The 14,930-nt window shown below is 61.0% G+C and carries 11 protein-coding genes; 5 read left to right on the top strand and 6 right to left on the bottom strand.

Annotated features, from left to right (window positions below; all coding sequences use genetic code 11):
• Positions 1-108: 108 nt before the first annotated feature.
• Together ACP7A2_RS20720 and rlmKL are read right to left on the bottom strand one after the other, a co-directional pair.
• Positions 109-2,493: a sensor domain-containing diguanylate cyclase gene (locus ACP7A2_RS20720; RefSeq protein WP_426135725.1), complete on the bottom strand. Its 2,385-nt coding sequence runs from the start codon at positions 2,491-2,493 to the stop codon at positions 109-111.
• A 149-nt stretch (positions 2,494-2,642) separates the two neighbouring features.
• The gene (gene rlmKL, locus ACP7A2_RS20715; protein WP_426135724.1) at positions 2,643-4,913 is read right to left on the bottom strand and encodes a bifunctional 23S rRNA (guanine(2069)-N(7))-methyltransferase RlmK/23S rRNA (guanine(2445)-N(2))-methyltransferase RlmL; all 2,271 of its coding nucleotides are present in this window, start codon (positions 4,911-4,913) and stop codon (positions 2,643-2,645) included.
• 544 nt (positions 4,914-5,457) lie between these two features.
• Here rlmKL and rmf point away from each other — a divergent pair.
• Positions 5,458-5,673, top strand: a complete 216-nt coding sequence (rmf, locus tag ACP7A2_RS20710; protein WP_002553055.1) for a ribosome modulation factor — start codon at positions 5,458-5,460, stop codon at positions 5,671-5,673.
• 386 nt (positions 5,674-6,059) lie between these two features.
• On the opposite strand, the gene ACP7A2_RS20705 is transcribed toward rmf, so the two are convergent.
• From ACP7A2_RS20705 to sctC, 4 genes are all read right to left on the bottom strand, one after another.
• A complete protein-coding gene (locus ACP7A2_RS20705) occupies positions 6,060-7,085 on the bottom strand; it encodes a quinone-dependent dihydroorotate dehydrogenase (RefSeq protein WP_426135723.1) in 1,026 nt (341 codons plus the stop codon).
• A gap of 86 nt (positions 7,086-7,171) precedes the next feature.
• Positions 7,172-7,627 carry a transglycosylase SLT domain-containing protein gene (locus ACP7A2_RS20700; protein WP_426135722.1) on the bottom strand — a complete coding sequence of 152 codons (456 nt, stop codon included), beginning with the start codon at positions 7,625-7,627 and terminating at the stop codon, positions 7,172-7,174.
• Entirely contained in the window at positions 7,620-8,021 is a 402-nt protein-coding gene (locus ACP7A2_RS20695; protein WP_426135721.1) for a winged helix-turn-helix domain-containing protein, read from the bottom strand. The genes ACP7A2_RS20700 and ACP7A2_RS20695 overlap by 8 nt, the downstream gene beginning before the upstream one ends.
• Before the next feature lie 173 nt (positions 8,022-8,194).
• Entirely contained in the window at positions 8,195-9,676 is a 1,482-nt protein-coding gene (sctC, locus tag ACP7A2_RS20690; RefSeq protein ID WP_426135720.1) for a type III secretion system outer membrane ring subunit SctC, read from the bottom strand.
• A 248-nt stretch (positions 9,677-9,924) separates the two neighbouring features.
• Between sctC and ACP7A2_RS20685 the strand changes: the two genes are divergently transcribed.
• The 4 genes from ACP7A2_RS20685 (at position 9,925) to ACP7A2_RS20670 (ending at position 14,832) form a co-directional block, all read left to right on the top strand.
• Complete coding sequence (locus ACP7A2_RS20685) at positions 9,925-11,151, top strand: CmpA/NrtA family ABC transporter substrate-binding protein (RefSeq protein WP_426135719.1); 1,227 nt, start codon at positions 9,925-9,927, stop codon at positions 11,149-11,151.
• 13 nt (positions 11,152-11,164) lie between these two features.
• A complete protein-coding gene (locus ACP7A2_RS20680; protein WP_426135718.1) occupies positions 11,165-11,740 on the top strand; it encodes an ANTAR domain-containing response regulator in 576 nt (191 codons plus the stop codon).
• A 210-nt stretch (positions 11,741-11,950) separates the two neighbouring features.
• Positions 11,951-13,162 (top strand): nitrate/nitrite transporter, encoded by a 1,212-nt coding sequence (locus tag ACP7A2_RS20675; RefSeq protein WP_426135717.1) that lies wholly within the window; start codon positions 11,951-11,953, stop codon positions 13,160-13,162.
• Positions 13,162-14,832 (top strand): protein kinase domain-containing protein, encoded by a 1,671-nt coding sequence (locus ACP7A2_RS20670; protein ID WP_426135727.1) that lies wholly within the window; start codon positions 13,162-13,164, stop codon positions 14,830-14,832. The genes ACP7A2_RS20675 and ACP7A2_RS20670 overlap by 1 nt, the downstream gene beginning before the upstream one ends.
• The last annotated feature ends 98 nt before the right edge of the window (positions 14,833-14,930 follow it).

Raw genomic sequence — 14,930 nt, 5'->3', positions numbered from 1 at the left:
GACCTTTTGGTTACTTTTGGGGCGTTTGCCAAAAGTGACCCGCTGTAAGAGCGGAACCGATTTCAGCCGTTACCGCAGCAACGGATATGTCCCCCCCGCCACCGCAAATCAAACCCGCAACCGCTCAGCCTCCACCCGGTCCCTGCCCGCCTGCTTGGCCGCATACACCGCCGAATCCGCTCGCAACAGCAGCCCATCAACGCCGTCATCAACCCGCCAACTGGCCACACCAAAACTGGCAGTCACCACCCCCACCGAATGCATCGGCTCACCGCGCAGCGACTGCCACAACTCAACGGCAACACCGTAAGCCTGCTCCCCATCAGTAGTGGGGCACAGCACCGCAAACTCCTCCCCTCCCAAACGGCAGAACACATCAGTACGACGCAGACGCAAAGCGATACGCCTGCACACCTCCTGCAACACGCCATCCCCCGCGCCATGCCCATGCTGATCATTGATGCGCTTGAAATGATCAATGTCGAGCATGATCAACGACAATGCCCCCGAAGCCCGGTTAAGCCTGAGCATCTCAGCCTTCAAACGATCATGGAAATACCGCCGGTTATGAATTCCCGTCAGCGAATCGGTAATGGACAGCGCCCGCAGTTCCTCTTCAACCCGCTTGAGATCGGAAATGTCAGACACATAACCGTGCCACAGCGTACCGCCGCTCGGTAACTCTTCCGGCGTAGCTTCACCGCGTATCCAGCGCAGGCCCCGTTGCGGCAGCAGCACGCGATACTCTTCGCGCCAATGACTCAACTGCAACGACGACAAACGAATAGACGCCCGCACCCGCTCGGCGTCCTGAGGATGGATACGCTCGAACACCTTGCTCGCATCCTGCTGCAACAACCCGGGTTCTATTTCATAGATATCGCGCATGCCATCGCTGGCGTAGATAAACCGCCAATTATCCTGAGGCTCCAGCGTGAACTGGAAGATCCCGCCGGGTACGTGGGAGCTGAGCTTTTTCAGCAAGCGATCCCGCGCCGCAAGCGCCTCATAAGCACGTTTCTGCTCGGTGACGTCCAGGTAGATCGCCAAGTGACCAATCCACAGGCCATAGTCATCGAGCAATACGGTGCCCAGCATGTTCACCGTGAACGGGCTGCCGTTCTCACGCAACAGCGTCCACTCGCGCGCCTCGTGCAGGTTATCCGGAACTTCCACCAGCATCGCCTGGCTGGGCGGGATGCGCTTGCCCAGGGTCACACTCAAACTGGCGGCGCGCGCGTCGAGTTCAGAGGCCAGGTGCAGGCTTTCAAGGGTCATGCGGCCCAGCACCTGCTCAGCTGTGTACCCCAGCATCCGTTCAGCGCCGGCGTTGAACGTGTTGATCACGCCGCGCAGGTCAGTGGCAATAATCGCGACCTGAGTCGCCGCATTCAATACGCTGCGCAATTGCCCATGGGCACCCCGTAACTCCTGCTCACGCGCACGCAACTGCGCGGTGCGCTGCTCCACCAGTTTCAATGCGCGCTGGCGCTGACTGACCAAAACATACAACAACGCACTGAGTAGCACGCTAAGGAGCCCACCCATGGACAGGATCGTGCTCTTGGAGGAATGGTTGGGCCGATCGAACACCTGGCTGGCGCGCAAGGTCAGCGCATACACATGATCGCCCAGGGTGAGACGGCGCGCAGCCGTGAGGTCAGTGCTGCCCGGCGCATTGCTGGACGTGTAAAGCACGCGCTGCTGGGTGTCGGAGGTGTCGACGATCTGCATCACCAGGTTGTCGCGGTCAGCCTTGGGCAAGCCATCGGCGACCAGTTGGCGCATGCTGATCACCGCCATCACGAAACCATAGGGCTGTAAGTCATTGGACTTGCTGACGGGCGCCACCAGCAACACACCGGCAGCATAGGCCGGCTCCACGCCGACCAATTGCATCGGTTGAGACACCGCCGGTTTTCCACTTTTTTGCGCTCGTTCAAGCACCGAGCGCCGCAGGGGTTGGGCCAACAAATCAAACCCCAAGGGCGACCCCAGCAGGCTTTGAGTCTGGCTATACAGCACAGGTACATACTCGTCGCGCTCGGAAGCGGGTGCCAACTTACCCGCCGCATTCAGTTCACGAATGGCAAACGGACGGCCGCGCTGACGCGAGATCTCCTGCTCAAACGCGCTGCGCTGATCGCGATATATCCGCGGCGCCCAGGCATAGGCATGGGTGCGCAGCAGCAAGGGCTGGGCGAACCCATCGAACTCTGCGCGTGATACTTCACTGGAATTGACGAAAAATCGCTGCAGACTGACCAGGCGTTGCTCCTGGTCTTCGAAGCGTTCCTGAAGGCGGGTATAGCGCTCATTGACCAGCAACTGGAAACGCTGGCGAACCTGTTGTTGATAGAGGTCAGCCGTCGCCCAGGCGACGATCACCGTCAGCGCGCAACCTGCCAGTAGCACCACTAACGCCACCAGCCAAGCCGACGCCTGTTCACTGATAAAGCCAAGGATTTTCGGGCGTACGGCTTGCATCGGCATAGGCAACACTCACATCGCCAGCGTGCGGGGGTGTCACTTTGGCTAGGCGTTCAGTTATAGCCACAGGTGTTGTGTTTGACCAGCGCAAAAAAGCCGCAAGCCTCGAATAGTCGGGGCTTGCGGCTTTTTGGTGCAACCTGAGGCAGGGATCAGCGCGCGGTGATTTTCCAGGCCCGGTGAATCTTCGTGTTACGCGCGAAATCCGGGTCGATGGTCTTGTCGCTGATTTCCTCGACCGCATAGCGCTCGCTGAGGTTGTCCTCGAGCACAAACTTGCGGAAGTTGTTCGAGAAGTACAGCACGCCGCCCGGCGCCAGGCGCGCCATGGCCAGGTCGAGCAACTGCACGTGGTCGCGCTGCACGTCGAAGATGCCTTCCATGCGCTTGGAGTTGGAGAAGGTCGGCGGGTCGATGAAGATCATGTCGAACTCATCGCGGCTGGCCTCCAGCCATGCCATCACATCACCCTGCTCCAGGCGGTTCTTGTCGGAGAAACCGTTAAGGGAGAAGTTGCGACGCGCCCAGTCCAGGTAGGTCTTGGACAAGTCCACGCTGGTAGTGCTGCGCGCGCCGCCTTTGGCTGCGTGCACACTCGCGGTGGCGGTGTAGCAATACAGATTGAGGAAGCGCTTGCCGGCCGCTTCTTTCTGGATGCGCATGCGCATTGGACGGTGGTCGAGGAACAGGCCGGTGTCCAGGTAATCCGTGAGATTGACCAGCAGCTTGACGCCGCCTTCGCTGACTTCGGTGAACTTGCCCTGTGCGCTTTGACGCTCGTATTGCTTGGTGCCGCTCTGACGCTCGCGGCGTTTGACCACCACGCGGTTCTTGTCGATGTTCAGCGCCTGGGGGATCGCTGCCAGGGCATCGAACATGCGCGCGGAGGCTTTTTCCGGGTCGATGGATTTCGGTGCGACGTATTCCTGCACATGGACCCAGTCGTGGTACAGGTCGATGGCCATGGAGTATTCCGGCATGTCGGCGTCGTACACGCGGTAGCAATCCACGCCTTCACGTTTGGCCCACTTGCCCAACAACTTGAGGTTCTTCTGCAAGCGGTTGGCGAACATCTGCCCGCCTTCGCTCAAACGCGCCTGCTCTACCACTGGCGCGGGCGCCGGCGCCGGTTTGATCGGGTTACCGTTCTTGTTGTACTGGCGTTCTACCGGCTCGGTCGGCGTTTGATCGTAAGCGGCTTGCTCACGCTCGGCCTGACGTTGCTCCGGAGTGCGGCGCTCGCCGGTGACGAACTGGTCCGGGTTGACCTTGATCAGCAGCAGTTTGCACGGCAACGCGCCGTTCCAGAACGAGTACTGTTTGTGGCTGCGGATGCCCATGCGCTTGCCCAGGTCCGGCGCGCCGGTGAACACCGCCGCTTCCCACCCCATGCACGCCTGACGCAGACGCTCGCCGAGGTTCTGGTAGAGGTACAACAGGCTGGCTTCATCACCCAGGCGCTCGCCGTACGGCGGGTTGCAGATCACCAACCCTTTTTGATTCTGGTCCGGACGCGGCTCAAACGTGCCGACTTCGCCCTGATACACCTTGATCCAGTGGCTCAGGCCTGCGCGTTCGATGTTGTTACGGCCCGGCTGGATCAGACGCGGGTCGGCTTCGTAGCCACGAATCCACAGCGGCGGCTTGTTCATGCCGATGGCCGCACGTTCAGTCGCTTCGGTGTGCAGCTTTTTCCACAGCGCTGGCACGTGGCCCAGCCACGTGGTGAAGCCCCACAGTTCGCGATTGAGATTGGGCGCCATGTCGGCCGCGATCATCGCGCCTTCCACGAGGAAGGTGCCCACACCGCACATCGGGTCAGTCAGCGCGCCGCCTTCAGCCGCAATGCGCGGCCAGCCGGCACGGATCAAAATGGCGGCGGCCAGGTTTTCTTTCAGCGGTGCCGCGCCCTGCTGCAGGCGGTAGCCGCGCTGGTGCAGGCTGTGGCCGGAGAGGTCGAGGGAGAGGATTGCTTCGCCGCGGTCCAGACGCAGGTGGATGCGCAGGTCCGGGTTGATCTTGTCGATGGACGGGCGTTCGCCGGTCGGCGTACGCAGTTTGTCGACGATGGCATCCTTGACCTTCAGCGCGCCGAAGTGCGTGTTGTCGATGCCCGAACCATGGCCGCTGAATTCCACGGCCAGGGAGCCGTCGGACACCATGTGGTCGGCCCACTCAATGTCCAGCACGCCATGGTAGAGGTCTTCGGCGTCCTTCATCGGGAAGCGTTTGAGCACCAGCAACACGCGGTTGGCCAAACGCGACCAAAGGCACAGGCGGTAAGCGGTTTCCATGTCAGCCATGCCGCGCACAGCCGAGGTGTGCTCGCGGGCTTCCTCAAGGCCAAGCCCGACGGCTTCCTCGATCAGCAGGCCTTCGAGGCCCTTGGGGCAAGTGAGGAAGAGTTCAAAACGGTCCGACATGGGGCATTCCAGGCTTTTCAGCAATAAATGAACGGGCGACGCATCGCCGGCTCGGTTTTCAATCAAGCACTTTTCTTGAAGAGTGCTCGCGTGGCACGAATGTGCCGTCCCACCCCGTCTACCGGGCGCTTGAGCCTGTTTGACGGGGCAGATAAAGCTTTCTGATGACAAAGAGAAAGCAACAAAATGAAATATTCTGACCCTTCGTCGAATAATAACCGACTGCAACGGACGGGCTTTCTCACTAAAGGATTAAACCCATCGTCTTTGCAGGGCACATCATAGCTGGGTTTGCCCATGAAAAGGGGCGAAAAGCCATCCCAGCTTATGGCTATAGCATCGTTATCGTTACGTGCTTATGACAAAACGATCATTGAATCCATGTGACCTATTGGTTAGAACTCAACACAGGTTGACGCCGTATCGACGTCGACACATAGGCTCGCCACGCCGGCAGCGAGCCCACCAACGGCAGAAAAACTCTGCCCGGCCTCCCCCGAGGCCGAAGGATATCAAGACAGTCAACAAGTGAGGGAAACACCCTATGAGAAGACTTAAGCGTGATCCGTTGGAAAGAGCATTTTTACGCGGATATCAATATGGCGTTCATGGCAAATCCCGTGAGCTTTGCCCATTTACTCTACCGTCGGTACGCCAAGCCTGGATCAACGGCTGGCGAGAGGGACGCGGCGACAACTGGGACGGTATGACTGGCACTGCGGGCATCCACAGACTCAACGAACTTCACGCCGTCGGTTAATCAAGGGCATTTAATTCCGACATCAGCACGAATAGGCAATGACTTAACCACGCGCGCCCCATCCGGGCGGCGGGCTTCGGCCCAGGGGCTCCTTCAGGGAGCCCTTTTTAATGGCAGCCCTTTCAAGGTCTTTGGAAATCTATCTGACAGGGCAAACACTATCCCTGTGGCGAGCGGGCTTGCCCCGCGTTGGGCTGCGAAGCAGCCCCAAAACCAGCGGCCGAAGAGTATCTGACTCACCGCATTCTTCCTCTTTAGGGTCGCTTCGCAACCCAACGCGGGGCAAGCCCGCTCGCCACGGGATACTTATCGCCTGTTCTACCTAAAGACCTTGAAAGGGCTGCTTTTTAATGGGCAGTGCTTTATCGAAACCCTGCAGAGTGAGCTCAGGCTTTTGGCAAGGCCGCAATTGCATCGACCGACTCGCGAATCAGCGCCGGGCCTTTGTAGATAAAGCCCGAGTACAGCTGCACCAGGCTGGCACCGGCGGCGATTTTTTCGGCCGCGTGTTTGCCTTCGGTGATGCCACCTACGGCGATGATCGGCAAGCGCCCCGCCAATTCGGCAGCCAGCACCTTGACGATATGTGTGCTCTGGTCACGCACCGGTGCGCCCGACAAGCCGCCCGCTTCGTCACCATGGGCCAGGCCTTCAACGCCAACACGGCTCAGTGTGGTGTTGGTCGCGATGACTGCATCCATCCCCGAATCCACCAGCGCCTGGGCAACCAGAACAGTTTCTTCATCACTCATGTCCGGGGCGATTTTGATGGCCAACGGCACGCGCTTGCCATGACGCACGGCCAGGTCTTCCTGGCGCTGGCGCAAGGCTTCGAGCAGTTGCTTGAGCGAATCGCCGAACTGCAGGCTGCGCAGGCCCGGGGTGTTGGGGGAACTGACGTTGACAGTGACATAGCTGGCGTGGGCGTAGACCTTGTCCAGGCAGATCAGGTAATCATCGACGGCCCGCTCAACCGGCGTGTCGAAATTCTTGCCGATATTGATGCCGAGGATGCCGGTGTACTTGGCCGCTTGAACCCGCGACAACAGGTGATCAACGCCCAGATTGTTAAAACCCATGCGGTTGATGATCGCCTCGGCTTCCGGCAGGCGGAAGATCCGCGGCTTTGGGTTGCCCGGCTGCGGACGCGGCGTCACCGTACCGATCTCAACAAAACCGAAGCCCAATTGCGCAAAACCGTCGATGGCCGCGCCATTCTTGTCCAGGCCCGCCGCCAGCCCGACCGGGTTGGGGAAGTCGAGGCCCATTACCGTTACCGGCATTTTTGCCGGCGCCTTGCATACCAGGCCATTGAGCCCCAGACGACCGCCTGCGCCGATCAAGTCCAGGGACAGATCGTGGGAAGTTTCCGGGGAGAGTTTGAACAACAGCTGGCGGGCCAAGGTATACATGGGCGGGCGAGACTCGGATGGCGACAAAAGGTGGCGCCGATTATAGCCGGGGTGGCGCCTCGGGTGCGAGGCGTGCCGCCCAATCGTCAGCGGCGCTGCGCAACCAGTGCTTCATAGCGCGCCCAGATCTTTTCTGCGTAACGCAGGCGCAGGGCCTGACGGTCAGGTGACGCCCCTGCGTTGTAGGAACCCACAGCGGTCCAGTTGTAACCGAAACGCTGGATAAATTCGGCAAGAATCGAGGCGCCCACTTCCACCGACAGGCACGGCTCACGCAGCAGTCGCTGCTCGGTAATACCCTGCCTGGCCAGGCGCGGCAGATGCATGCTGTTGATCTGCATCAGGCCAATATCCCGCGAGCCATCGCTATTGCCCGAGTTCGTCACGCCTGCCTGGTAACCCGACTCAACTGCTGCGATGGCCTGCAACAACTCCGGTTCGATGTCATAACGGCGCGCCACTTCATCCCAGCAACTGGCCCACACCTGATGGCCGCTCAGCAGCAGACTCAACAGCACACTTTTACCCAGAATCTTAATCATGTTTCACCTGGCCACACGCCAAACAGATGCGTTGCGTCCCACCCTGTCCTGCCAGGCGGGAGGCACGTCGTTCAATGCTCACGGCACAGGTAAAGCGGTAGCCCCGGCCATAGATCGTCTTGATAAACCCCTTGTCTTTCTTAAGGTGCTTGCGCAGTGCATAAATGCAGCGGGTGAGCGACTCCTCGGCGACTTCGCCACGGGGCCAGGCCATCTCAAGCAGGTGGTCCTTGGTCATCAGTGCTCCGTCGGAAGCCAACAGCAACCTCAGCACGTGCCACTCCTTGGGCGGCAATTGAATATCCACGCCCTCTGCGGTCAACCGGCCATCGACATGCAATGTCCAGCCGGCAAAACACCGTGAGGCCGTCAGCCCATCACTGTCGAGGGTCATACACACCTCTGCATCTGACTACTGACATTAAATTCCTTACTTCCACAAACGGCCGATACGCCAACGCGGCGACTATAAAAACCTGAGGCCCGGACAACGCTAGGAAAAAGCCCATTTGATCGAGGCTTTTGGCTGTTACTTCGTAGGACTTTGCGCCACCACCACAGGCGAGGTCATTCCATTGCCGGAACTTCACGGTTTTCACGCACGAACGCCCGTTGCACGCGCTCATACTGGCTCTGCGTCAGGGGCGGAGGCCCGATCGCGCCGGCCAGCATCGCGGGCTCGTTGCCAACCGCTCGCGCCTGAAGCACAAACAGCCGTACCTCGGCACGCCGACCGCGAACAGCGCCCTCATCCTCACGGCGAAAACCACCCAGCCACAGGCGGCGGCCCTGGGGTACGCGCACGACCGTGCTGATTCCTACTCGGCCCACCGCCGCCGAGTCTGGCTTGGGTTTGCCACCCATCTGCCGTTCATCCTCAAGGGTCAGCTGCATTTCGATCTGGTTGGCTTGCGCAAAGCGCGGCAGCACAGTCGCGTGCGTGCCATACCGTACCGGCTGCCAGTCACCGCCCTCACCTTCGGACGTTGGCAGGTAAAAGGTGTGGTTATCCTGGAACACCGCCGGCACATTTTCCTGGGTGAGGATCACCGGAAACGCGACGATCCTGGCCTTGCGGCGACGCTCGAGCGCGATGAGTTGCGCCATCAAGCGGTTATCTTCCAGAGGCTCGACCACATGGGTTGCCGACGATGTGGGGCTGCTCTCCTGCGCCCAGGCCACGTCCATTTTCTGCAGCGCGTCACGCTCCACATCCACGCGCCATAACGACACCTCAATCGCGCGCTTGGGCTTGTCGAGTTCGACCACCAACTCCTCCAACGCCTTGACCTGGGCAGGTTTGCCCTTGACCAGCAAGCTGTTGGAGTCCGGGTAAGCGATGACCACCAGGCTCTTGTCGGCCAGCACACTTCGTGGCCGCTGCGTTTCATCCTTTTGTTCGATGGCCAACAAGGTTTCGATCATCGAGGCCATGCCCGGCACATTGACCTTCTCGTCACCCATGGCGTATTGACGATCCGCCACGTGAGTATTGAAGACCTGCACCACGCCGAACGTCTGGGCGCCTACACGCACTTCGGTGCGCTGCTTGTCCATCAGTTGCGCCAGGTGCAGCACCTGATCGACGTAGTTGGGCGGCCCGGACACGTAAAACGTGCGCCCACCGCTTTCCCGAAGCGGATAGCGTGATTCATCAAGCCCCGAACGGCGCATGAAGCTGCGCAACCTGTCGACCGAGATATGCCGCAACCCCACCGCCGTGCTTTTCGCTTCGCCGGCGTCGTACACATAAAACGCTTGCCCGTCGCTGTACCAGATCAGGCCTTGCTGCTCGGCGACAGTTTTCAGGGTCTGTTGCGCCGCCTCCAAGTCGAACGCGCCGGAAATGCTTTTGCGCGCCACCTCACGGCTCACCACCACGGGCAGGCCCAGGGGCACCGACAATGCGGTGAAAAAGGTGTGCAAGCTTTCGTTCTGCGCCGTGTAACGCTCGGCCAGGGCGGGAACGTTGAACGACACCAACGCTAAGCACAGCAGCCACCGGCACAACCAGTGGCCACTCATCGTGGCCGGGGAATCGATAGACACCTTAGGGTTCCTGGCAGTCTGGCGTTAAGAGGCCGCCATACTGAGAGGCCGTCGGCTTTCAATCTTGATGGAAAGCTGACGGCAGACGGCGCCTTTACGCCCGTGGCATGTGCCTTGCTTTGGACTCCGTATCAGAGCGCGCGCCAACGTCGGCGTGAGCTTACGGACAAAGGCGTCGTTATCCTGCAATGGCCTGCACTGGCATCCTGGGAAACGGCGCTTTTTTTTGAGAGAAAAGGTAGGTGTTGATGAACGATTCGGTCGGCAACAGCCCGGTGAATAATCCGCTGGCCTGGGTAAATGGCAGCGACGCCCCGGAAAAAAGCAGCCTGGACCTTGGCTTCATGGCCCTGACCGATTGCGCCTCGCTGGTGGTCGCCGCCACCCAGGGCTTTGCCCAACCCTATGGCCTGACGCTGAACCTCAAGCGCCAGTCGTCCTGGGCCAACCTGCGCGACAAACTGGTCAGCGGCGAACTGGACGCCGCCCACAGCCTGTACGGGTTGATCTACGCCGTGCACTTGGGCATTGGCGGCGTGGCGCCTTCCGACATGGCCGTGCTGATGGGCCTCAATCAGAACGGCCAAAGCATCAACCTGTCCCACGGCCTGCAACAGCAGGGGGTGATCACTCCTGAGGCACTGGATCGCCATGTGCACCAAAGCCGAACAAAACTCACCTTCGCTCAGACATTTCCCACAGGCACCCACGCCATGTGGCTGTATTACTGGCTCGCGAGCCAAGGCATTCATCCGTTGCAGGATGTGGACAGTGTGGTGGTGCCACCGCCGCAGATGGTTGCGCACCTGCAAGCCGGGCGCATTGACGGTTTTTGCGTCGGCGAGCCGTGGAGCGCCAGCGCGGTAAAGCAAAATCAAGGCTTTACCCTGGCCACCACTCAGACGATCTGGCCGGATCACCCGGAAAAGGTCCTCGGCTGCACCCAGGCCTTTGTTGATCAGTACCCCAACACTGCCCGCGTGCTGGTGATGGCGATCCTTGAGGCCAGCCGTTTTATCGAAGAAAGCCAGGAAAACCGCCGCTCCACCGCGCAACTGCTCAGCGCCCGCGACTACCTCGACGCACCCCTGGACTGCATCGAGCCACGCCTGCTCGGCATCTATGACGACGGCCTCGGTAACTGCTGGCAAGACCCCCACGCCCTGCGCTTTTTTGGCAACGGCGAGGTGAACCTGCCGTACCTTTCCGACGGCATGTGGTTCATGACCCAGTTTCGGCGCTGGGGCCTGTTGCGCGAAGACCCGGATTACCTGGGCGTTTCCCGTCAGGTGCAGCAATTGGATCTGTACCGCCAGGCCGCCGCAGCCGTTGGTGTTTCGGCGGACAGCCACAACCTGCGCAGCAGCCAACTGATCGACGGCAAAATCTGGGACGGCGCCGACCCCGCCGCCTACGCCCGCAGCTTCCGCCTGCATGCCATGGCAGACCACGCTGGCCGCCAAGCCTTGCGCTGACAGGAGGACGAATATGTTACGAATCCTGTTGATCAACGACACCCCGCGCAAGGTTGGGCGCCTTAAGGCCGCGCTGACCGAGGCGGGTTTCGAGGTGATCGATGAGTCAGGCCTGACCATCGACCTGCCTGCACGCGTCGAAACGGTGCGCCCGGACGTGATCCTGATCGATACCGAGTCACCTGGGCGCGACGTAATGGAGCAAGTGGTGCTGGTCAGCCGCGATCAGCCCCGGCCGATTGTGATGTTCACCGACGAACACGACCCGAACGTGATGCGCCAGGCGATCAAGTCCGGCGTCAGTGCCTATATTGTCGAAGGCATCCAGGCCCAGCGCCTGCAGCCTATTCTGGACGTGGCCATGGCGCGCTTCGAGAGCGACCAGGCTCTGCGCGCGCAGCTTCAGGCCCGCGACCAGCAGCTCGCCGAGCGCAAGCGCATTGAACTGGCCAAGGGCATGCTGATGAAAATGAAGAGCTGCAATGAGGAAGAGGCCTACTCCTTGATGCGCCGCCAGGCCATGAGCCGCCAGCAGAAACTGATCCAGGTGGCGGAGCAGATTATCGCCATGAGCGAGCTGCTGGGCTGATCTGGCTCAGCTCTTGCTAAGCATTCATCACAGGTAACCAACGGCGGTTGCCCCTCCACGACAAAGACGTCGCACATCCGGTTTGCCCTCGCGAACCCGGTGGCGGCGTTTTTTCGTTTTGGCCCCAGCGCATGGGGCCGGTGGGGCGGCCTTCAGCCGGCGACCCCATCACCAGGCCTTCTTACAAGACCCCAACCGTTGAGGTGCGTGATGAAATCAAGCTTCTGGAAATCCGGGCACACCCCGACCCTGTTTGCCGCGTTCCTGTATTTCGACCTGAGCTTCATGGTCTGGTACCTGCTGGGCCCACTCGCGGTGCAAATCGCCGCCGACCTGCACCTGACCACCCAACAGCGCGGTCTTGTCGTGGCGACGCCGATCCTGGCGGGCGCCGTGCTGCGCTTTCTGATGGGCATGCTGGCCGACAAACTGTCGCCCAAGACTGCCGGGCTGATTGGCCAGGTGATTGTGATCGTGGCGTTGTTATGTGCCTGGAAACTCGGGATTCACAGCTATGAACAAGCCTTGTTGTTGGGCATGTTCCTCGGCATGGCCGGTGCATCGTTCGCCGTCGCCCTTCCGCTGGCGTCTCAGTGGTACCCGGCCGAACACCAGGGCAAGGCCATGGGCATCGCCGGCGCCGGTAACTCCGGCACCGTGTTTGCGGCGTTGCTGGCACCCGTGCTGGCGGCTGCGTTTGGCTGGAGCAATGTCTTCGGCTTCGCGCTGATTCCGCTGATCATCACCCTGATCGTCTTCGCCTGGCTCGCGCGCAATGCGCCGGAACGCCCAAAAGCCAAGTCCATGGCCGACTACTTCAAGGCGCTGGGCGACCGCGACAGTTGGTGGTTCATGTTCTTCTACAGCGTGACCTTCGGCGGGTTCATCGGCCTGGCGAGCGCCCTGCCCGGCTACTTCAACGACCAATACGGCCTGAGCCCGGTGACTGCCGGTTACTACACCGCGGCCTGCGTGTTCGGCGGCAGCCTGATGCGCCCACTGGGCGGCGCCTTGGCGGACCGCTTCGGCGGGATTCGCACCTTGCTCGGCATGTACAGCGTGGCGGCGATTTGCATCGCGGCGGTGGGTTTTAACCTGCCGAGCTCCTACGCGGCACTGGCACTTTTCGTCTGCACCATGCTCGGCCTCGGCGCAGGCAATGGCGCAGTGTTCCAACTGGTGCCCCAGCGTTTTCGTCGTGAGATCGGGGTAATGACCGGCCTGATCGGCATGGCCGGCGGTATCGGCGGCTTCGCCCTGGCGGCGGGCATGGGCGCAATCAAACAGAGCACCGGCAGCTATCAACTGGCCCTGTGGTTGTTCGCCAGCCTCGGCGTGTTGGCCTGGTTCGGCTTGCACGGCGTGAAACGTCGCTGGAGAACCACTTGGGGTTCGGCTGCCGTGACCGCTGCCCGCGTCTGATGGGCCTGCAACTGAGCATTGCTCAGGCCAGCGCCATCGGGCCTCGAGAGGAAAATCAGGACGCGCTGCGAGTGGTGACACCCGTGGCAGAACTGGCCGCGAGCAAGGGCTACCTGTGCGCATTGGCCGACGGCGTGAGCCAGTGCGCCGACGGTGGCCTGGCCGCACGCTCGACCTTGCAGGCGCTGGCGCTGGACTACTACGCCACGCCGCAAACCTGGGGCGTGGCCCAGGCACTGGAGCGTTTGTTGCTGGCGCAAAATCGCTGGCTGCAAGCCAATGGCGGTGGCCAGCCATTGCTGACCACCCTCAGCGCCCTGGTGTTTCGCGGGCAGCGCTTCACCCTGGCGCATGTCGGCGATTGCCGGGTGTATCGCTGGCTGGACGACGAGTTACAGCGCATCACCGAAGACCATGTGTGGGAGCAACCAGGCATGCAGCACGTGCTCAAACGTGCCCTCGGCCTGGATCAACACCTGGTGCTGGACTTCATGGACGGTGAACTGCGCACCGGCGAATGTTTCCTCCTGCTCAGCGATGGCGTGTGGGCCACGCTTGGTGATCACAGCATCCGCGCGATCCTGCGCGAGCAAGCCGACCTCGATGTGGCGGTCAGCACGCTGGTGAGTGCCGCGCACCTCGCTGGCAGCCCTGACAATGCCAGCGCCTTGCTGGTGCGCATCGACACACTCGGCGCCGCCACCCTCGGCGATGCGCTGGTGCAATTACAGCAGTGGCCGTTGCCGCCACCTCTCAAGCCCGGGCAACGCTTTGAAGGTTGGCAGGTTCAAAGCCTGCTGGCGCAGAGCCGACAGTCCTTGTTGTACCGCGTACATGATGCCCAGCAACAACCCTGGCTACTGAAAACCTTGCCCCTCAACCGCGACGAGGACAGCGAAGCCGGCCAGGCGTTGCTGTCGGAGGAATGGTTTCTGAGGCGAGTGGCCGGGCGCGCGTTTCCTGAAGTACATGCCGCCAGCGGGCGTCAGCATTTGTACTACGTGATGCGTGAATATTCCGGGCAAACCCTCGCGCAACTGTTCCAACATCAGGGGCCATTGCCACTGGCGCAATGGCAATCCATCGCTGAGCGTTTGCTGCGCGCGGTGGGCATGCTGCACCGGCGACAGATCCTGCACCGCGATATAAAGCCGGAAAACGTGCTGCTGGGCGATGATGGCGAACTGCGCGTGCTGGATTTCGGCCTGGCCTACTGCCCCGGGCTCTCCGAGGACCGCGCCCACCTTTTGCCCGGCACACCCAGTTTTATCGCGCCCGAAGCGTTCGGTGGCGAGCGTCCTACGGCGCAGCAGGATTTGTACAGCGTGGGCGTGACCTTGTATTACCTGCTGACCGGGCATTATCCCTACGGTGAAATCGAAGCGTTCCAACGGCCGCGCTTCACTCAAGCTGTCAGCGCCAGTCGCTACCGCCCCGACCTGCCGGACTGGTTGCCACTCAGCCTGGAACGGGCCGTGGCGGCGCAACCCGCGCAGCGCTATGAAACCGCCGAAGAATGGTTGCTGGTGCTGGAACAGGCCGACCGCCGTGAACTCAGCGTGCGACCCAAGCCGTTGCTGGAGCGCGAACCGCTGAAGGTCTGGCAAACCCTGGCGATGGCGTCTTTGTTGATCAATCTGGTGCTGCTGTACTGGCTGTTGCACCACTAAAGCGCGAAATCAGACTGGCCATTACCGGCGCACCCAATAAATGCGGGCGGCTGGCGACTTGGCACAACCACTGCATTAGCTAACTCAAGAACACACAT

Origin of the sequence: Pseudomonas sp. PWP3-1b2 (genome assembly GCF_049896045.1) — a bacterium.
Lineage (GTDB): Bacteria > Pseudomonadota > Gammaproteobacteria > Pseudomonadales > Pseudomonadaceae > Aquipseudomonas > Aquipseudomonas antarctica_B.
The sequence above is the reverse complement of the archived record's forward strand: the minus strand, read 5'-3'. Positions and strand labels throughout refer to the sequence as shown.